Below are 21,677 nucleotides of genomic sequence, written 5' to 3'. Positions count from 1 at the left end.
AGGGGCTTTTTTGTAGCTGTCGAAAAGTGAAAAGGGTGGGTGGTGGGGTAATGACTTACGAAGGAGCCAGTAACGCAAGCCTGCAACGGGAAGACATATCCGGTTTTCTTCTCTATCTCTATCTCTATCTCTATTGATTGTATGGAGTGTCTGGCTGAGTTATGTGGCGAGAATGATTCTGATGCTTTCTTGGAGGCGAGATGAATATTGATGTGGGTCAAAAAGCGCGATCAGGGAGAGGTTTATGGAATCAACAGGTTCAGGGAATCAACCCTTCGGGGCGGGGAAGTTGATAGAGGTTGATAACTTTTGCCGCGATTACCAACGAGTTGATGAGAGTTTATCTATCGGTAGAAGGCTTGATGTTTTTCTTATAACCACATGAATAATATAGTTTTATGTTTTTGTGTTTATCATGTTTATCTCAACTTGATGTTGATTAACTAATCATTTTATTGATAACGCCAAGTTTATTTTTTTCCCGATTTTTGGGCGTAGTCTTCACTTCGAAATTTAGCGAGGTCGAGCAGGTATCTACTTCATAGCATCTCGCTAATAACCGTTCAGTTTGAGTCACGTTGACTTGAGTAGAATAGATTTGGAGATGTTATGTCATCGAATACGAAAAAAATCGGCCTAATTGCCTGTACGGGTGTAGTAGCCGGTAACATGATGGGTAGTGGTATTGCACTGTTACCTTCTAGCCTAGCTTCAGTAGGCTCTGTTTCAATTTTCAGTTGGCTGATCTGTTTGATCGGTGCACTGAGCCTTGCGTTTGTTTACGCTCGTCTGGCAACCAAAAACCCTCAAGAAGGTGGTCCTATCGCTTACGCTGGCGAAGTTTCACCTGTCTTTGGTTTCCAAACGGGCGTTCTTTATTACCACGCGAACTGGATTGGTAACCTGGCTATTGCCATTACAGGTGTTTCTTACCTTTCAGTATTCTTCCCTGTGCTTAATAACCCAATCCCAGCAGGTATTGCGACGATTGCATCGGTATGGATCTTCACTTTCGTCAACCTACTTGGTGGTAGCTGGGTAAGCCGTCTATGTACGCTTGGTCTAGTTCTTATCCTTATCCCAGTTGTTGGTACAGCTGCATTTGGTTGGACGCACTTCGATACTGCGCTTTACAGCCAAAACTGGAACGTATCAGCAGGCACTGACAGCCATGCGGTAGTAACAGCGGTTCTTATCTGTCTATGGTCATTCGTAGGTGTGGAATCAGCAGCGGTATCGACTGGTATGGTAGAAAACCCTAAACGTACTGTACCACTAGCAACTATGTTGGGTACTGGTATCGCAGGTGTGATTTACATCCTATCAACTCAAATGATCAGCGGCATGTTCCCAGCGTCAGAAGTTGCGGCATCAGGTGCGCCATTTGCACTAGCAACCACTGAGCTATTCGGTAGCTGGACAGCACCATTCGTATCAGCATTCACAGCGCTAGCATGTTTCACTTCGCTAGGTTCTTGGATGATGCTTGTAGGTGAAGCAGGTAAACGCGCAGCAAACGACGGCAACTTCCCTAAAATCTACGGCGAAACTGACAAAAACGGTGTGCCTAAGAAAGGTCTAATCCTTGCGTCAATCAAGATGACTGCACTGATGGTTGTACTGATGTTCTTCAGCTCTAAAACAGCGCACGCATCAGACCTATTCAACCAGCTAACAACTGACGCAGTTCTACTAACTATGCTGCCTTACTTCTACTCAAGCATTAACTTGATTCGCTTCGAAGGTATGACAACACGCAACGGCTTCGTAATGCTGTTCTCTGGTGTGGCTTGTCTGTTCTGCTTCATTGCACTAGCAGGTGCAGAGGGCGGTACGCTAACAGCAACCTTCATCGTGTCTCTTGTTATCTTGATGTTCTACAGCAAAAAAGCAGGTCTAGCTCAGTACATGAAGCTTCATGCTGACGAAGACGTAGCTGCTCAAGCAAGCAACTAATCCCCAAAACGCTGGCACTACGGTGCCAACCCATAAAACTCAAATTCACGCGGCGCTCACCTTACTCATTGCCTGTAAATGGCAAAGAGCGCCCTCATTCGCCTTGGAGATGTCCAAATGAATATATTCGCTATCTTGAACCACATGGGTGTGTTCTTTAAAGAAGAGCCAGTTCGTCAACTTCACGCTGCTCTTGAGAAAGCGGGCTACGAAGTGGTTTACCCAGTAGATGATAAAGACTTGATCAAAATGATTGAGATGAACCCACGCATTTGCGGTGTGCTGTTCGACTGGGATAAATACTCACTAGAGCTATGTGAACGTATTAGCCAAATCAACGAAAAACTACCTGTTCACGCATTTGCTAACGAACAGTCTACTCTAGACATTTCACTAACAGACCTACGTCTAAACGTGAGCTTCTTTGAGTATGCTTTAGGTATGGCTGACGACATCGCTATCAAAATCAACCAAGCGACTGAGGCATACAAAGATGCAATCATGCCTCCATTCACTAAAGCGCTATTCAAATACGTAGAAGAAGGTAAATACACCTTCTGTACTCCAGGTCACATGGGTGGTACTGCATTCCAGAAAAGTCCTGCTGGTAGCATCTTCTACGATTTTTACGGTCCAAACACATTCAAAGCGGACGTATCAATCTCAATGCCTGAGCTAGGTTCTCTACTAGACCACTCAGGTCCACATAAAGATGCAGAAGAATACATTGCACGTACATTCAATGCGGATAGCTCTTACATCGTAACTAACGGTACGTCTACATCGAACAAAATCGTTGGTATGTACTCAGCGCCTGCAGGCAGCACAGTACTGATTGACCGTAACTGTCACAAGTCTCTGACTCACCTAATGATGATGAGCGACGTGACACCAATCTACTTCCGCCCAACTCGTAACGCATACGGCATTCTTGGTGGTATTCCACAAAGTGAATTCAGCCGTGATGTCATTGCAGAGAAAGTGGCGAAAACACCAGGTGCAACAGCGCCAAGTTACGCAGTAGTGACTAACTCAACTTACGATGGCCTGCTGTACAACACGCAATTCATCAAAGAGTCGCTAGATTGTAAACACATCCACTTCGACAGTGCTTGGGTGCCTTACACTAACTTCAACCCAATTTACGAAGGTAAATGCGGTATGAGTGGTGAAGCGATGCCAGGCAAAGTGTTCTACGAGACACAATCAACACACAAACTGTTGGCAGCGTTCTCACAAGCTTCAATGATTCACGTGAAAGGTGACTTTGATAAAGAGTCTTTCAACGAAGCATTCATGATGCACACTTCAACTTCACCTCAGTACGGCATTGTTGCTTCTACTGAAACAGCAGCGGCAATGATGCGCGGCAACACTGGTAAGAAGTTGATGCAAGACTCTATCGATCGCGCAATCCGCTTCCGTAAAGAGATCAAACGCCTAGAAGCAGAAAGTGACAGCTGGTTCTTCGATGTATGGCAACCAGAAAACATCGATAGCACTGAATGTTGGAAACTAGACCCTAGCGACACATGGCACGGCTTCAAGAACATGGATGACAACCACATGTATCTTGATCCAATCAAAGTAACGCTACTGACTCCAGGGATGAATAAAGAAGGCGAACTAGAAGAATCAGGTATTCCTGCTTCGCTGGTGGCTAAATTCCTAGACGAGCGCGGCATCGTGGTAGAGAAAACAGGTCCATACAACTTGTTGTTCCTATTCTCAATCGGTATCGACAAATCAAAAGCAATGCAATTGCTACGCGGCCTAACTGAATTTAAACGTGGCTACGACTTGAACCTAACCATCAAGAGCTTCCTACCTTCGCTATACAACGAAGACCCAAGCTTCTATGAAGGCATGCGCGTTCAAGAACTAGCACAAGCAATCCATGACCTAACTAAGAAATACAACCTACCAGAGCTAATGTACAAAGCGTTCGATGTACTTCCAGAAATGAAAGTAACACCGCACGCAGCATGGCAAGAAGAGCTTCGCGGTAACGTAGAAGAAATCAAACTGGAAGAAATGGTTGGCCGCGTAAGTGCGAACATGATCCTTCCTTACCCTCCAGGTGTGCCACTAGTACTTCCTGGTGAAATGGTGACTCAAGAGTCTCGCCCTGTGCTGGACTTCCTAGAGATGCTTTGTGAGATCGGTGCGCATTACCCAGGTTTCGAAACCGACATCCACGGTCTATACCAACAAAAAGATGGTAGCTACACCGTAAAAGTATTGAAGAACTAAGTTCCTCTCGAAGATGACGCCATTGGGAATGCAAGCATGCTCCACTCTTACGAGCTCAATGCGTCATCGAACAATAACGACATTTAGATATACCCCTAACTAATCTGTCGTAAAAAGAAGGGCAAGGATGCTCTGATCTTTTCTTCTATATAGAAGAAACACTTTTCCAAGACTTCACCTGAAGTACCCCAAATAAAAAGCAAAGACCAAAAGAGCAGTTCGTCATCGTTCTGCTCTTTTTTTCGTCTTTATATAGGTAGAAAGAGAAAAAAGAACCAAGAGAGATCAGATCAGCAACCGAAATAGCAAAGAAATCGGCGATCTTTTAATGCGGAAGTCAGGTGTTTCTTCATGAAAAGATCCTCTGCAACCCGAAATATTAGACAAGATCGTTGAGTATCTATGCAGAATGCTCGTTATTTGTGCGGTTGAAGGTTTTTTTGCAAAAAACGCTTGTGCTAATTTCTCAACCCCCTATACTGCGCATCCACCGACACGGAGTGAGACGAAAGTCACACAGCGAGTCGGAAGTGAGAGAAAAAGAAATTTGAAAAAATGCTTGACTCTCTCACGGTGCGGAGTAAGATACGCACCCCTAACGACGAGCAACTAAGTTGCTGGATAAGTTAGAAAAGCTCTTTAAAAATATAAACCTATCAATCTGTGTGGGCACTCGTTGATGATAATCCAATTAGAAACTTCGGTTTCAAATTAGGTTTCAATGAAACGAAGTGACCATTGAATCGAAAGATTCAGCACAGTCAATTCAAACATTACTTTATGTAATGTTCAGTATTCATTGAGCCGAACAAAATCTTAAATTGAAGAGTTTGATCATGGCTCAGATTGAACGCTGGCGGCAGGCCTAACACATGCAAGTCGAGCGGAAACGAGTTATCTGAACCTTCGGGGGACGATAACGGCGTCGAGCGGCGGACGGGTGAGTAATGCCTAGGAAATTGCCCTGATGTGGGGGATAACCATTGGAAACGATGGCTAATACCGCATGATGCCTACGGGCCAAAGAGGGGGACCTTCGGGCCTCTCGCGTCAGGATATGCCTAGGTGGGATTAGCTAGTTGGTGAGGTAAGGGCTCACCAAGGCAACGATCCCTAGCTGGTCTGAGAGGATGATCAGCCACACTGGAACTGAGACACGGTCCAGACTCCTACGGGAGGCAGCAGTGGGGAATATTGCACAATGGGCGCAAGCCTGATGCAGCCATGCCGCGTGTATGAAGAAGGCCTTCGGGTTGTAAAGTACTTTCAGTCGTGAGGAAGGTAGTGTAGTTAATAGCTGCATTATTTGACGTTAGCGACAGAAGAAGCACCGGCTAACTCCGTGCCAGCAGCCGCGGTAATACGGAGGGTGCGAGCGTTAATCGGAATTACTGGGCGTAAAGCGCATGCAGGTGGTTTGTTAAGTCAGATGTGAAAGCCCGGGGCTCAACCTCGGAATAGCATTTGAAACTGGCAGACTAGAGTACTGTAGAGGGGGGTAGAATTTCAGGTGTAGCGGTGAAATGCGTAGAGATCTGAAGGAATACCGGTGGCGAAGGCGGCCCCCTGGACAGATACTGACACTCAGATGCGAAAGCGTGGGGAGCAAACAGGATTAGATACCCTGGTAGTCCACGCCGTAAACGATGTCTACTTGGAGGTTGTGGCCTTGAGCCGTGGCTTTCGGAGCTAACGCGTTAAGTAGACCGCCTGGGGAGTACGGTCGCAAGATTAAAACTCAAATGAATTGACGGGGGCCCGCACAAGCGGTGGAGCATGTGGTTTAATTCGATGCAACGCGAAGAACCTTACCTACTCTTGACATCCAGAGAACTTTCCAGAGATGGATTGGTGCCTTCGGGAACTCTGAGACAGGTGCTGCATGGCTGTCGTCAGCTCGTGTTGTGAAATGTTGGGTTAAGTCCCGCAACGAGCGCAACCCTTATCCTTGTTTGCCAGCGAGTAATGTCGGGAACTCCAGGGAGACTGCCGGTGATAAACCGGAGGAAGGTGGGGACGACGTCAAGTCATCATGGCCCTTACGAGTAGGGCTACACACGTGCTACAATGGCGCATACAGAGGGCGGCCAACTTGCGAAAGTGAGCGAATCCCAAAAAGTGCGTCGTAGTCCGGATTGGAGTCTGCAACTCGACTCCATGAAGTCGGAATCGCTAGTAATCGTGGATCAGAATGCCACGGTGAATACGTTCCCGGGCCTTGTACACACCGCCCGTCACACCATGGGAGTGGGCTGCAAAAGAAGTAGGTAGTTTAACCTTCGGGGGGACGCTTACCACTTTGTGGTTCATGACTGGGGTGAAGTCGTAACAAGGTAGCGCTAGGGGAACCTGGCGCTGGATCACCTCCTTAAACGATGATTATTGCGATGAGTGTTCACACAGATTGATGGTTTTGAAGCGAAAGCTTCGAGCTATTATTGCTCTTTAACAATTTGGAAAGCTGACAAAACAACAATTTATTGTTGTTTGTAAAGTTCTCAAAGTATTCATGTATTTGAATACAACTAAAAACACATTCAAGTGTTCTTGGAATTTGAGTCCGGCAAAATCGATATGTCTCTCGCTCATTCAAATAATGAGAGACAACTTTGGTTGTTTAACATCAATTCGAAACTCCTTCGGGTTGTATGGTTAAGTGACTAAGCGTACACGGTGGATGCCTTGGCAGTCAGAGGCGATGAAGGACGTATTAACTTGCGATAAGCCCAGATTAGGTAGTAAAAACCATTTGAGTCTGGGATTTCCGAATGGGGAAACCCACTTACATAAGTAAGTATCGTTATGTGAATACATAGCATAACGAGGCGAACCGGGGGAACTGAAACATCTAAGTACCCCGAGGAAAAGAAATCAACCGAGATTCCGAAAGTAGCGGCGAGCGAAATTGGACTAGCCCTTAAGCTTTATAGGCGTTAGGTGAACAAGCTGGAAAGCTTGGCGATACAGGGTGATAGCCCCGTAACTGACGACGCATATTCAGTGAAATCGAGTAGGGCGGGACACGTGATATCCTGTCTGAATATGGGGGGACCATCCTCCAAGGCTAAATACTACTGACTGACCGATAGTGAACCAGTACCGTGAGGGAAAGGCGAAAAGAACCCCTGTGAGGGGAGTGAAATAGAACCTGAAACCGTGTACGTACAAGCAGTAGGAGCAGGCTTGTCCTGTGACTGCGTACCTTTTGTATAATGGGTCAGCGACTTATATTCAGTGGCAAGGTTAACCATCTAGGGGAGCCGTAGGGAAACCGAGTCTTAACTGGGCGTTCAGTCTCTGGATATAGACCCGAAACCAGGTGATCTAGCCATGGGCAGGTTGAAGGTTGAGTAACATCAACTGGAGGACCGAACCGACTAATGTTGAAAAATTAGCGGATGACTTGTGGCTAGGGGTGAAAGGCCAATCAAACCTGGAGATAGCTGGTTCTCCCCGAAAGCTATTTAGGTAGCGCCTCGGACGAATACTACTGGGGGTAGAGCACTGTTAAGGCTAGGGGGTCATCCCGACTTACCAACCCTTTGCAAACTCCGAATACCAGTAAGTACTATCCGGGAGACACACGGCGGGTGCTAACGTCCGTCGTGGAGAGGGAAACAACCCAGACCGCCAGCTAAGGTCCCAAATTACTACTAAGTGGGAAACGATGTGGGAAGGCTCAGACAGCCAGGATGTTGGCTTAGAAGCAGCCATCATTTAAAGAAAGCGTAATAGCTCACTGGTCGAGTCGGCCTGCGCGGAAGATGTAACGGGGCTAAGTAGTAAACCGAAGCTGCGGCAATACTCTTTGAGTATTGGGTAGGGGAGCGTTCTGTAAGCGGTTGAAGGTGTGTGGTAACGCATGCTGGACGTATCAGAAGTGCGAATGCTGACATGAGTAACGATAAAGGGGGTGAAAAACCTCCTCGCCGGAAGACCAAGGGTTCCTGTCCAACGTTAATCGGGGCAGGGTAAGTCGACCCCTAAGGCGAGGCCGAAAGGCGTAGTCGATGGGAAACGGGTTAATATTCCCGTACTTCTTACAATTGCGATGGGGGGACGGAGAAGGCTAGGTGGGCCTGGCGACGGTTGTCCAGGTTCAAGTGCGTAGGCTTGAGAGTTAGGTAAATCCGGCTCTCTTTAAGGCTGAGACACGACGTCGAGCATCTACGGATGTGAAGTCATTGATGCCATGCTTCCAGGAAAAGCCTCTAAGCTTCAGATTGTAAGGAATCGTACCCCAAACCGACACAGGTGGTCGGGTAGAGAATACCAAGGCGCTTGAGAGAACTCGGGTGAAGGAACTAGGCAAAATGGTACCGTAACTTCGGGAGAAGGTACGCTCTCGACGGTGAAGTCCCTCGCGGATGGAGCTATTGAGAGTCGCAGATACCAGGTGGCTGCAACTGTTTATTAAAAACACAGCACTGTGCAAAATCGTAAGATGACGTATACGGTGTGACGCCTGCCCGGTGCCGGAAGGTTAATTGATGGGGTTAGACTTCGGTCGAAGCTCTTGATCGAAGCCCCGGTAAACGGCGGCCGTAACTATAACGGTCCTAAGGTAGCGAAATTCCTTGTCGGGTAAGTTCCGACCTGCACGAATGGCGTAATGATGGCCACGCTGTCTCCACCCGAGACTCAGTGAAATTGAAATCGCTGTGAAGATGCAGTGTACCCGCGGCTAGACGGAAAGACCCCGTGAACCTTTACTACAGCTTGGCACTGAACATTGACCCTACATGTGTAGGATAGGTGGGAGGCTTTGAAGCGCAGTCGCTAGATTGCGTGGAGCCGTCCTTGAAATACCACCCTTGTAGTGTTGATGTTCTAACGTCGACCCCTTATCGGGGTTGCGGACAGTGCCTGGTGGGTAGTTTGACTGGGGCGGTCTCCTCCCAAAGCGTAACGGAGGAGCACGAAGGTGGGCTAATCACGGTTGGACATCGTGAGGTTAGTGCAATGGCATAAGCCCGCTTGACTGCGAGAATGACAATTCGAGCAGGTGCGAAAGCAGGTCATAGTGATCCGGTGGTTCTGAATGGAAGGGCCATCGCTCAACGGATAAAAGGTACTCCGGGGATAACAGGCTGATACCGCCCAAGAGTTCATATCGACGGCGGTGTTTGGCACCTCGATGTCGGCTCATCACATCCTGGGGCTGAAGTCGGTCCCAAGGGTATGGCTGTTCGCCATTTAAAGTGGTACGCGAGCTGGGTTTAGAACGTCGTGAGACAGTTCGGTCCCTATCTGCCGTGGGCGTTGGAGAATTGAAAGGGGCTGCTCCTAGTACGAGAGGACCGGAGTGGACGAACCTCTGGTGTTCGGGTTGTGTCGCCAGACGCATTGCCCGGTAGCTAAGTTCGGGATCGATAACCGCTGAAAGCATCTAAGCGGGAAGCGAGCCTTGAGATGAGTTCTCCCTGATACTTTAAGTATCCTAAAGGGTTGTCGTAGACTACGACGTTGATAGGCAGGGTGTGTAAGCGTTGTGAGGCGTTGAGCTAACCTGTACTAATTGCCCGTGAGGCTTAACCATACAACACCCAAGGGGTTTTGATGGACTCAATGAAAGAACATTGAATGTGTAAGAACGAGAATTAAGAAACAGCTTTCCAGATTAAAGAATTTGCTTGGCGACCATAGCGTTTTGGACCCACCTGACTTCCATGCCGAACTCAGAAGTGAAACGAAATAGCGCCGATGGTAGTGTGGGGCTTCCCCATGTGAGAGTAGGACATCGCCAGGCTTTATTTTGCACTTGCTTAAGATTTAAGCAAGTCACCATAAAGTTCTAATCTTTTTAGAGTTTTATGTTGACTTTCAAAGTGGAAAGCGTATTATACGCACCTCGCTTAAGTGCTAAGGCACTGAAAGCCAAGCTCTTTAACAATATAGACCTATCAATCTGTGTGGGCACTCGTTGATGATAATCCAATTAGATACCTCGGTATCAAATTAGGTTTCAATGAAACGAAGTGACCATTGAATCTTCGGATTCAGCACAGTCAATTCAAACATTACTTATGTAATGTTCAGTATTCATTGAGCCGAACAAAATCTTAAATTGAAGAGTTTGATCATGGCTCAGATTGAACGCTGGCGGCAGGCCTAACACATGCAAGTCGAGCGGAAACGAGTTATCTGAACCTTCGGGGGACGATAACGGCGTCGAGCGGCGGACGGGTGAGTAATGCCTAGGAAATTGCCCTGATGTGGGGGATAACCATTGGAAACGATGGCTAATACCGCATGATGCCTACGGGCCAAAGAGGGGGACCTTCGGGCCTCTCGCGTCAGGATATGCCTAGGTGGGATTAGCTAGTTGGTGAGGTAAGGGCTCACCAAGGCGACGATCCCTAGCTGGTCTGAGAGGATGATCAGCCACACTGGAACTGAGACACGGTCCAGACTCCTACGGGAGGCAGCAGTGGGGAATATTGCACAATGGGCGCAAGCCTGATGCAGCCATGCCGCGTGTATGAAGAAGGCCTTCGGGTTGTAAAGTACTTTCAGTCGTGAGGAAGGCGGCGTCGTTAATAGCGGCGTTGTTTGACGTTAGCGACAGAAGAAGCACCGGCTAACTCCGTGCCAGCAGCCGCGGTAATACGGAGGGTGCGAGCGTTAATCGGAATTACTGGGCGTAAAGCGCATGCAGGTGGTTTGTTAAGTCAGATGTGAAAGCCCGGGGCTCAACCTCGGAATAGCATTTGAAACTGGCAGACTAGAGTACTGTAGAGGGGGGTAGAATTTCAGGTGTAGCGGTGAAATGCGTAGAGATCTGAAGGAATACCGGTGGCGAAGGCGGCCCCCTGGACAGATACTGACACTCAGATGCGAAAGCGTGGGGAGCAAACAGGATTAGATACCCTGGTAGTCCACGCCGTAAACGATGTCTACTTGGAGGTTGTGGCCTTGAGCCGTGGCTTTCGGAGCTAACGCGTTAAGTAGACCGCCTGGGGAGTACGGTCGCAAGATTAAAACTCAAATGAATTGACGGGGGCCCGCACAAGCGGTGGAGCATGTGGTTTAATTCGATGCAACGCGAAGAACCTTACCTACTCTTGACATCCAGAGAACTTTCCAGAGATGGATTGGTGCCTTCGGGAACTCTGAGACAGGTGCTGCATGGCTGTCGTCAGCTCGTGTTGTGAAATGTTGGGTTAAGTCCCGCAACGAGCGCAACCCTTATCCTTGTTTGCCAGCGAGTAATGTCGGGAACTCCAGGGAGACTGCCGGTGATAAACCGGAGGAAGGTGGGGACGACGTCAAGTCATCATGGCCCTTACGAGTAGGGCTACACACGTGCTACAATGGCGCATACAGAGGGCAGCCAACTTGCGAAAGTGAGCGAATCCCAAAAAGTGCGTCGTAGTCCGGATTGGAGTCTGCAACTCGACTCCATGAAGTCGGAATCGCTAGTAATCGTGGATCAGAATGCCACGGTGAATACGTTCCCGGGCCTTGTACACACCGCCCGTCACACCATGGGAGTGGGCTGCAAAAGAAGTAGGTAGTTTAACCTTCGGGGGGACGCTTACCACTTTGTGGTTCATGACTGGGGTGAAGTCGTAACAAGGTAGCGCTAGGGGAACCTGGCGCTGGATCACCTCCTTAAACGATGATTATTGCGATGAGTGTTCACACAGATTGATACGGTTTATAAAGTAAAGAGACGATACTGGGTCTGTAGCTCAGGTGGTTAGAGCGTTCGCCTGATAAGCGAGAGGTCGGTGGTTCGAGTCCACTCAGACCCACCAATTTCCTTCCCAAGAAATTGGCATACAGTATCGACACACCTTGATGGGGCTATAGCTCAGCTGGGAGAGCGCCTGCCTTGCACGCAGGAGGTCTGCGGTTCGATCCCGCATAGCTCCACCATCTTTAAGTGTTCTTGAAAAAGAATCTTTAAAAATGGTTTTCATCAGAAAATCTAGCTCTTTAACAATTTGGAAAGCTGACAAAACAACAATTTATTGTTGTTTGTAAAGTTCTCAAAGTATTCATGTATTTGAATACAACTAAAAACACATTCAAGTGTTCTTGGAATTTGAGTCCGGCAAAATCGATATGTCTCTCGCTCATTCAAATAATGAGAGACAACTTTGGTTGTTTAACATCAATTCGAAACTCCTTCGGGTTGTATGGTTAAGTGACTAAGCGTACACGGTGGATGCCTTGGCAGTCAGAGGCGATGAAGGACGTATTAACTTGCGATAAGCCCAGATTAGGTAGTAAAAACCATTTGAGTCTGGGATTTCCGAATGGGGAAACCCACTTACATAAGTAAGTATCGTTATGTGAATACATAGCATAACGAGGCGAACCGGGGGAACTGAAACATCTAAGTACCCCGAGGAAAAGAAATCAACCGAGATTCCGAAAGTAGCGGCGAGCGAAATTGGACTAGCCCTTAAGCTTTATAGGCGTTAGGTGAACAAGCTGGAAAGCTTGGCGATACAGGGTGATAGCCCCGTAACTGACGACGCATATTCAGTGAAATCGAGTAGGGCGGGACACGTGATATCCTGTCTGAATATGGGGGGACCATCCTCCAAGGCTAAATACTACTGACTGACCGATAGTGAACCAGTACCGTGAGGGAAAGGCGAAAAGAACCCCTGTGAGGGGAGTGAAATAGAACCTGAAACCGTGTACGTACAAGCAGTAGGAGCAGGCTTGTCCTGTGACTGCGTACCTTTTGTATAATGGGTCAGCGACTTATATTCAGTGGCAAGGTTAACCATCTAGGGGAGCCGTAGGGAAACCGAGTCTTAACTGGGCGTTCAGTCTCTGGATATAGACCCGAAACCAGGTGATCTAGCCATGGGCAGGTTGAAGGTTGAGTAACATCAACTGGAGGACCGAACCGACTAATGTTGAAAAATTAGCGGATGACTTGTGGCTAGGGGTGAAAGGCCAATCAAACCTGGAGATAGCTGGTTCTCCCCGAAAGCTATTTAGGTAGCGCCTCGGACGAATACTACTGGGGGTAGAGCACTGTTAAGGCTAGGGGGTCATCCCGACTTACCAACCCTTTGCAAACTCCGAATACCAGTAAGTACTATCCGGGAGACACACGGCGGGTGCTAACGTCCGTCGTGGAGAGGGAAACAACCCAGACCGCCAGCTAAGGTCCCAAATTACTACTAAGTGGGAAACGATGTGGGAAGGCTCAGACAGCCAGGATGTTGGCTTAGAAGCAGCCATCATTTAAAGAAAGCGTAATAGCTCACTGGTCGAGTCGGCCTGCGCGGAAGATGTAACGGGGCTAAGTAGTAAACCGAAGCTGCGGCAATACTCTTTGAGTATTGGGTAGGGGAGCGTTCTGTAAGCGGTTGAAGGTGTGTGGTAACGCATGCTGGACGTATCAGAAGTGCGAATGCTGACATGAGTAACGATAAAGGGGGTGAAAAACCTCCTCGCCGGAAGACCAAGGGTTCCTGTCCAACGTTAATCGGGGCAGGGTAAGTCGACCCCTAAGGCGAGGCCGAAAGGCGTAGTCGATGGGAAACGGGTTAATATTCCCGTACTTCTTACAATTGCGATGGGGGGACGGAGAAGGCTAGGTGGGCCTGGCGACGGTTGTCCAGGTTCAAGTGCGTAGGCTTGAGAGTTAGGTAAATCCGGCTCTCTTTAAGGCTGAGACACGACGTCGAGCATCTACGGATGTGAAGTCATTGATGCCATGCTTCCAGGAAAAGCCTCTAAGCTTCAGATTGTAAGGAATCGTACCCCAAACCGACACAGGTGGTCGGGTAGAGAATACCAAGGCGCTTGAGAGAACTCGGGTGAAGGAACTAGGCAAAATGGTACCGTAACTTCGGGAGAAGGTACGCTCTCGACGGTGAAGTCCCTCGCGGATGGAGCTATTGAGAGTCGCAGATACCAGGTGGCTGCAACTGTTTATTAAAAACACAGCACTGTGCAAAATCGTAAGATGACGTATACGGTGTGACGCCTGCCCGGTGCCGGAAGGTTAATTGATGGGGTTAGACTTCGGTCGAAGCTCTTGATCGAAGCCCCGGTAAACGGCGGCCGTAACTATAACGGTCCTAAGGTAGCGAAATTCCTTGTCGGGTAAGTTCCGACCTGCACGAATGGCGTAATGATGGCCACGCTGTCTCCACCCGAGACTCAGTGAAATTGAAATCGCTGTGAAGATGCAGTGTACCCGCGGCTAGACGGAAAGACCCCGTGAACCTTTACTACAGCTTGGCACTGAACATTGACCCTACATGTGTAGGATAGGTGGGAGGCTTTGAAGCGCAGTCGCTAGATTGCGTGGAGCCGTCCTTGAAATACCACCCTTGTAGTGTTGATGTTCTAACGTCGACCCCTTATCGGGGTTGCGGACAGTGCCTGGTGGGTAGTTTGACTGGGGCGGTCTCCTCCCAAAGCGTAACGGAGGAGCACGAAGGTGGGCTAATCACGGTTGGACATCGTGAGGTTAGTGCAATGGCATAAGCCCGCTTGACTGCGAGAATGACAATTCGAGCAGGTGCGAAAGCAGGTCATAGTGATCCGGTGGTTCTGAATGGAAGGGCCATCGCTCAACGGATAAAAGGTACTCCGGGGATAACAGGCTGATACCGCCCAAGAGTTCATATCGACGGCGGTGTTTGGCACCTCGATGTCGGCTCATCACATCCTGGGGCTGAAGTCGGTCCCAAGGGTATGGCTGTTCGCCATTTAAAGTGGTACGCGAGCTGGGTTTAGAACGTCGTGAGACAGTTCGGTCCCTATCTGCCGTGGGCGTTGGAGAATTGAAAGGGGCTGCTCCTAGTACGAGAGGACCGGAGTGGACGAACCTCTGGTGTTCGGGTTGTGTCGCCAGACGCATTGCCCGGTAGCTAAGTTCGGGATCGATAACCGCTGAAAGCATCTAAGCGGGAAGCGAGCCTTGAGATGAGTTCTCCCTGATACTTTAAGTATCCTAAAGGGTTGTCGTAGACTACGACGTTGATAGGCAGGGTGTGTAAGCGTTGTGAGGCGTTGAGCTAACCTGTACTAATTGCCCGTGAGGCTTAACCATACAACACCCAAGGGGTTTTGATGGACTCAATGAAAGAACATTGAATGTGTAAGAACGAGAATTAAGAAACAGCTTTCCAGATTAAAGAATTTGCTTGGCGACCATAGCGTTTTGGACCCACCTGACTTCCATGCCGAACTCAGAAGTGAAACGAAATAGCGCCGATGGTAGTGTGGGGCTTCCCCATGTGAGAGTAGGACATCGCCAGGCTTTATTTTGCACTTGCTTAAGATTTAAGCAAGTCACCATAAAGTTCTAATCTTTTTAGAGTTTTATGTTGACTTTCAAAGTGGAAAGCGTATTATACGCACCTCGCTTAAGTGCTAAGGCACTGAAAGCCAAGCTCTTTAACAATATAGACCTATCAATCTGTGTGGGCACTCGTTGATGATAATCCAATTAGATACCTCGGTATCAAATTAGGTTTCAATGAAACGAAGTGACCATTGAATCTTCGGATTCAGCACAGTCAATTCAAACATTACTTATGTAATGTTCAGTATTCATTGAGCCGAACAAAATCTTAAATTGAAGAGTTTGATCATGGCTCAGATTGAACGCTGGCGGCAGGCCTAACACATGCAAGTCGAGCGGAAACGAGTTATCTGAACCTTCGGGGGACGATAACGGCGTCGAGCGGCGGACGGGTGAGTAATGCCTAGGAAATTGCCCTGATGTGGGGGATAACCATTGGAAACGATGGCTAATACCGCATGATGCCTACGGGCCAAAGAGGGGGACCTTCGGGCCTCTCGCGTCAGGATATGCCTAGGTGGGATTAGCTAGTTGGTGAGGTAAGGGCTCACCAAGGCGACGATCCCTAGCTGGTCTGAGAGGATGATCAGCCACACTGGAACTGAGACACGGTCCAGACTCCTACGGGAGGCAGCAGTGGGGAATATTGCACAATGGGCGCAAGCCTGATGCAGCCATGCCGCGTGTATGAAGAAGGCCTTCGGGTTGTAAAGTACTTTCAGTCGTGAGGAAGGCGGCGTCGTTAATAGCGGCGTTGTTTGACGTTAGCGACAGAAGAAGCACCGGCTAACTCCGTGCCAGCAGCCGCGGTAATACGGAGGGTGCGAGCGTTAATCGGAATTACTGGGCGTAAAGCGCATGCAGGTGGTTTGTTAAGTCAGATGTGAAAGCCCGGGGCTCAACCTCGGAATAGCATTTGAAACTGGCAGACTAGAGTACTGTAGAGGGGGGTAGAATTTCAGGTGTAGCGGTGAAATGCGTAGAGATCTGAAGGAATACCGGTGGCGAAGGCGGCCCCCTGGACAGATACTGACACTCAGATGCGAAAGCGTGGGGAGCAAACAGGATTAGATACCCTGGTAGTCCACGCCGTAAACGATGTCTACTTGGAGGTTGTGGCCTTGAGCCGTGGCTTTCGGAGCTAACGCGTTAAGTAGACCGCCTGGGGAGTACGGTCGCAAGATTAAAACTCAAATGAATTGACGGGGGCCCGCACAAGCGGTGGAGCATGTGGTTTAATTCGATGCAACGCGAAGAACCTTACCTACTCTTGACATCCAGAGAACTTTCCAGAGATGGATTGGTGCCTTCGGGAACTCTGAGACAGGTGCTGCATGGCTGTCGTCAGCTCGTGTTGTGAAATGTTGGGTTAAGTCCCGCAACGAGCGCAACCCTTATCCTTGTTTGCCAGCGAGTAATGTCGGGAACTCCAGGGAGACTGCCGGTGATAAACCGGAGGAAGGTGGGGACGACGTCAAGTCATCATGGCCCTTACGAGTAGGGCTACACACGTGCTACAATGGCGCATACAGAGGGCAGCCAACTTGCGAAAGTGAGCGAATCCCAAAAAGTGCGTCGTAGTCCGGATTGGAGTCTGCAACTCGACTCCATGAAGTCGGAATCGCTAGTAATCGTGGATCAGAATGCCACGGTGAATACGTTCCCGGGCCTTGTACACACCGCCCGTCACACCATGGGAGTGGGCTGCAAAAGAAGTAGGTAGTTTAACCTTCGGGGGGACGCTTACCACTTTGTGGTTCATGACTGGGGTGAAGTCGTAACAAGGTAGCGCTAGGGGAACCTGGCGCTGGATCACCTCCTTAAACGATGATTATTGCGATGAGTGTTCACACAGATTGATACGGTTTATAAAGTAAAGAGACGATACTGGGTCTGTAGCTCAGGTGGTTAGAGCGTTCGCCTGATAAGCGAGAGGTCGGTGGTTCGAGTCCACTCAGACCCACCAATTTCCTTCCCAAGAAATTGGCATACAGTATCGACACACCTTGATGGGGCTATAGCTCAGCTGGGAGAGCGCCTGCCTTGCACGCAGGAGGTCTGCGGTTCGATCCCGCATAGCTCCACCATCTTTAAGTGTTCTTGAAAAAGAATCTTTAAAAATGGTTTTCATCAGAAAATCTAGCTCTTTAACAATTTGGAAAGCTGACAAAACAACAATTTATTGTTGTTTGTAAAGTTCTCAAAGTATTCATGTATTTGAATACAACTAAAAACACATTCAAGTGTTCTTGGAATTTGAGTCCGGCAAAATCGATATGTCTCTCGCTCATTCAAATAATGAGAGACAACTTTGGTTGTTTAACATCAATTCGAAACTCCTTCGGGTTGTATGGTTAAGTGACTAAGCGTACACGGTGGATGCCTTGGCAGTCAGAGGCGATGAAGGACGTATTAACTTGCGATAAGCCCAGATTAGGTAGTAAAAACCATTTGAGTCTGGGATTTCCGAATGGGGAAACCCACTTACATAAGTAAGTATCGTTATGTGAATACATAGCATAACGAGGCGAACCGGGGGAACTGAAACATCTAAGTACCCCGAGGAAAAGAAATCAACCGAGATTCCGAAAGTAGCGGCGAGCGAAATTGGACTAGCCCTTAAGCTTTATAGGCGTTAGGTGAACAAGCTGGAAAGCTTGGCGATACAGGGTGATAGCCCCGTAACTGACGACGCATATTCAGTGAAATCGAGTAGGGCGGGACACGTGATATCCTGTCTGAATATGGGGGGACCATCCTCCAAGGCTAAATACTACTGACTGACCGATAGTGAACCAGTACCGTGAGGGAAAGGCGAAAAGAACCCCTGTGAGGGGAGTGAAATAGAACCTGAAACCGTGTACGTACAAGCAGTAGGAGCAGGCTTGTCCTGTGACTGCGTACCTTTTGTATAATGGGTCAGCGACTTATATTCAGTGGCAAGGTTAACCATCTAGGGGAGCCGTAGGGAAACCGAGTCTTAACTGGGCGTTCAGTCTCTGGATATAGACCCGAAACCAGGTGATCTAGCCATGGGCAGGTTGAAGGTTGAGTAACATCAACTGGAGGACCGAACCGACTAATGTTGAAAAATTAGCGGATGACTTGTGGCTAGGGGTGAAAGGCCAATCAAACCTGGAGATAGCTGGTTCTCCCCGAAAGCTATTTAGGTAGCGCCTCGGACGAATACTACTGGGGGTAGAGCACTGTTAAGGCTAGGGGGTCATCCCGACTTACCAACCCTTTGCAAACTCCGAATACCAGTAAGTACTATCCGGGAGACACACGGCGGGTGCTAACGTCCGTCGTGGAGAGGGAAACAACCCAGACCGCCAGCTAAGGTCCCAAATTACTACTAAGTGGGAAACGATGTGGGAAGGCTCAGACAGCCAGGATGTTGGCTTAGAAGCAGCCATCATTTAAAGAAAGCGTAATAGCTCACTGGTCGAGTCGGCCTGCGCGGAAGATGTAACGGGGCTAAGTAGTAAACCGAAGCTGCGGCAATACTCTTTGAGTATTGGGTAGGGGAGCGTTCTGTAAGCGGTTGAAGGTGTGTGGTAACGCATGCTGGACGTATCAGAAGTGCGAATGCTGACATGAGTAACGATAAAGGGGGTGAAAAACCTCCTCGCCGGAAGACCAAGGGTTCCTGTCCAACGTTAATCGGGGCAGGGTAAGTCGACCCCTAAGGCGAGGCCGAAAGGCGTAGTCGATGGGAAACGGGTTAATATTCCCGTACTTCTTACAATTGCGATGGGGGGACGGAGAAGGCTAGGTGGGCCTGGCGACGGTTGTCCAGGTTCAAGTGCGTAGGCTTGAGAGTTAGGTAAATCCGGCTCTCTTTAAGGCTGAGACACGACGTCGAGCATCTACGGATGTGAAGTCATTGATGCCATGCTTCCAGGAAAAGCCTCTAAGCTTCAGATTGTAAGGAATCGTACCCCAAACCGACACAGGTGGTCGGGTAGAGAATACCAAGGCGCTTGAGAGAACTCGGGTGAAGGAACTAGGCAAAATGGTACCGTAACTTCGGGAGAAGGTACGCTCTCGACGGTGAAGTCCCTCGCGGATGGAGCTATTGAGAGTCGCAGATACCAGGTGGCTGCAACTGTTTATTAAAAACACAGCACTGTGCAAAATCGTAAGATGACGTATACGGTGTGACGCCTGCCCGGTGCCGGAAGGTTAATTGATGGGGTTAGACTTCGGTCGAAGCTCTTGATCGAAGCCCCGGTAAACGGCGGCCGTAACTATAACGGTCCTAAGGTAGCGAAATTCCTTGTCGGGTAAGTTCCGACCTGCACGAATGGCGTAATGATGGCCACGCTGTCTCCACCCGAGACTCAGTGAAATTGAAATCGCTGTGAAGATGCAGTGTACCCGCGGCTAGACGGAAAGACCCCGTGAACCTTTACTACAGCTTGGCACTGAACATTGACCCTACATGTGTAGGATAGGTGGGAGGCTTTGAAGCGCAGTCGCTAGATTGCGTGGAGCCGTCCTTGAAATACCACCCTTGTAGTGTTGATGTTCTAACGTCGACCCCTTATCGGGGTTGCGGACAGTGCCTGGTGGGTAGTTTGACTGGGGCGGTCTCCTCCCAAAGCGTAACGGAGGAGCACGAAGGTGGGCTAATCACGGTTGGACATCGTGAGGTTAGTGCAATGGCATAAGCCCGCTTGACTGCGAGAATGACAATTCGAGCAGGTGCGAAAGCAGGTCATAGTGATCCGGTGGTTCTGAATGGAAGGGCCATCGCTCAACGGATAAAAGGTACTCCGGGGATAACAGGCTGATACCGCCCAAGAGTTCATATCGACGGCGGTGTTTGGCACCTCGATGTCGGCTCATCACATCCTGGGGCTGAAGTCGGTCCCAAGGGTATGGCTGTTCGCCATTTAAAGTGGTACGCGAGCTGGGTTTAGAACGTCGTGAGACAGTTCGGTCCCTATCTGCCGTGGGCGTTGGAGAATTGAAAGGGGCTGCTCCTAGTACGAGAGGACCGGAGTGGACGAACCTCTGGTGTTCGGGTTGTGTCGCCAGACGCATTGCCCGGTAGCTAAGTTCGGGATCGATAACCGCTGAAAGCATCTAAGCGGGAAGCGAGCCTTGAGATGAGTTCTCCCTGATACTTTAAGTATCCTAAAGGGTTGTCGTAGACTACGACGTTGATAGGCAGGGTGTGTAAGCGTTGTGAGGCGTTGAGCTAACCTGTACTAATTGCCCGTGAGGCTTAACCATACAACACCCAAGGGGTTTTGATGGACTCAATGAAAGAACATTGAATGTGTAAGAACGAGAATTAAGAAACAGCTTTCCAGATTAAAGAATTTGCTTGGCGACCATAGCGTTTTGGACCCACCTGACTTCCATGCCGAACTCAGAAGTGAAACGAAATAGCGCCGATGGTAGTGTGGGGCTTCCCCATGTGAGAGTAGGACATCGCCAGGCTTTAAATTTTGGACACTTGCTGATTACAAGCGAGTGATACCACTGCGGAGTGGTAGTTCAGTTGGTTAGAATACCGGCCTGTCACGCCGGGGGTCGCGGGTTCGAGTCCCGTCCACTCCGCCACTTATATTAAGCCTCAGTCGAAAGACTGGGGCTTTTTTCGTTTTGGTTACCCGACTTACCTTAACCCCATTTCCATATTGAAACCTTGCATCGAGAGGCAGGCTCTTCTCTCGCGATACTTTCTAAGCCCTGCCATGACGAGTTGATGCGCAACTCTGTGCGGTTTCTACTGAACCGGGTCCCAGTCTCGAGCGCTAGTTTTGAGCCCTTGTGCTTACTTACCAAATTCGCTACTTCTTCCCTCTAACCCTATCCAACCTACAAAGCCACCACTACGTTCGTATAACGTGAGCGGTATAGCTGCTCTCATAGCTGTGCTTGCTGAGTAAGTCGTTCACCTAGCACATTGACTGAGGAAAGGTCTTCTTTCAGTGGATCTTCGTCTAAGTCACGATAGTTTTTAATAATTACCTGGTACTTTTTATTCTAAAGGTGTACGCTTCACATCGAATGTTTTTTCGACAGTAAACCATGTTATATCTCTTGTTTAAAAGCTTTGTAAGAAGGCTGAACTCCGTGCAAAAAACGCGATGAAGTGTTGCTCGGAGTCTTAAATTAATCTTCATCAGGTGTTTTATGCGTGAGTAACTTCGCTGAAGTTATA

General features: G+C 48.8%; 2 protein-coding genes, 5 tRNA genes and 9 rRNA genes. All 16 read left to right on the top strand.

The features are described 5' to 3' along the window. Nucleotides 1-609 precede the first annotated feature (609 nt). The 16 genes from cadB to P4S59_RS14810 all read left to right on the top strand — a co-directional run bounded on the left by cadB (nt 610) and on the right by P4S59_RS14810 (nt 21,073). The gene (gene cadB / locus P4S59_RS14885) at nt 610-1,956 is read left to right on the top strand and encodes a cadaverine/lysine antiporter (protein WP_010444364.1); all 1,347 of its coding nucleotides are present in this window, start codon (nt 610-612) and stop codon (nt 1,954-1,956) included. Between the two features lie 117 nt (nt 1,957-2,073). Then, the gene (locus tag P4S59_RS14880) at nt 2,074-4,209 is read left to right on the top strand and encodes a lysine decarboxylase CadA (RefSeq protein ID WP_025502247.1); all 2,136 of its coding nucleotides are present in this window, start codon (nt 2,074-2,076) and stop codon (nt 4,207-4,209) included. A gap of 818 nt (nt 4,210-5,027) precedes the next feature. Further along, a 16S ribosomal RNA gene (locus P4S59_RS14875) occupies nt 5,028-6,580 on the top strand. 279 nt (nt 6,581-6,859) lie between these two features. Beyond that, nucleotides 6,860-9,748: ribosomal RNA gene (locus P4S59_RS14870) — 23S ribosomal RNA — on the top strand. Nucleotides 9,749-9,841: 93 nt separating this feature from the next. Continuing rightward, nucleotides 9,842-9,958: ribosomal RNA gene (gene rrf, locus P4S59_RS14865) — 5S ribosomal RNA — on the top strand. Nucleotides 9,959-10,273: 315 nt separating this feature from the next. Continuing rightward, nucleotides 10,274-11,826, top strand: a 16S ribosomal RNA gene (locus tag P4S59_RS14860). Between the two features lie 66 nt (nt 11,827-11,892). Continuing rightward, nucleotides 11,893-11,969 (top strand) — tRNA-Ile (locus P4S59_RS14855). A gap of 45 nt (nt 11,970-12,014) precedes the next feature. Further along, nucleotides 12,015-12,090, top strand: a tRNA-Ala gene (locus P4S59_RS14850). Nucleotides 12,091-12,355: 265 nt separating this feature from the next. After that, nucleotides 12,356-15,244, top strand: a 23S ribosomal RNA gene (locus tag P4S59_RS14845). A 93-nt stretch (nt 15,245-15,337) separates the two neighbouring features. Further along, nucleotides 15,338-15,454, top strand: a 5S ribosomal RNA gene (rrf, locus tag P4S59_RS14840). 315 nt (nt 15,455-15,769) lie between these two features. Next, nucleotides 15,770-17,322 (top strand): 16S ribosomal RNA (locus P4S59_RS14835). A 66-nt stretch (nt 17,323-17,388) separates the two neighbouring features. Further along, nucleotides 17,389-17,465: transfer RNA gene (locus P4S59_RS14830), tRNA-Ile, on the top strand. 45 nt (nt 17,466-17,510) lie between these two features. Further along, nucleotides 17,511-17,586, top strand: a tRNA-Ala gene (locus P4S59_RS14825). A gap of 265 nt (nt 17,587-17,851) precedes the next feature. Then, a 23S ribosomal RNA gene (locus P4S59_RS14820) occupies nt 17,852-20,740 on the top strand. A 93-nt stretch (nt 20,741-20,833) separates the two neighbouring features. Beyond that, a 5S ribosomal RNA gene (rrf, locus tag P4S59_RS14815) occupies nt 20,834-20,950 on the top strand. The 16S, 23S and 5S rRNA genes sit together here with 5 tRNA genes alongside, the layout of an rRNA operon. 46 nt (nt 20,951-20,996) lie before the next feature. Then, nucleotides 20,997-21,073: transfer RNA gene (locus P4S59_RS14810), tRNA-Asp, on the top strand. The last annotated feature ends 604 nt before the right edge of the window (nt 21,074-21,677 follow it).

Source organism: Vibrio sp. M60_M70 (assembly GCF_037162085.1).
Lineage (GTDB): Bacteria > Pseudomonadota > Gammaproteobacteria > Enterobacterales > Vibrionaceae > Vibrio > Vibrio diabolicus.
The sequence above is the reverse complement of the archived record's forward strand: the minus strand, read 5'-3'. Positions and strand labels throughout refer to the sequence as shown.

Coding starts and splice junctions, on each gene's coding strand:
- cadB (WP_010444364.1), top strand. CDS start 610: ATGTCATCGAATACGAAAAAAATCGGCCTAATTGCCTGTACGGGTGTA.
- P4S59_RS14880 (WP_025502247.1), top strand. CDS start 2,074: ATGAATATATTCGCTATCTTGAACCACATGGGTGTGTTCTTTAAAGAA.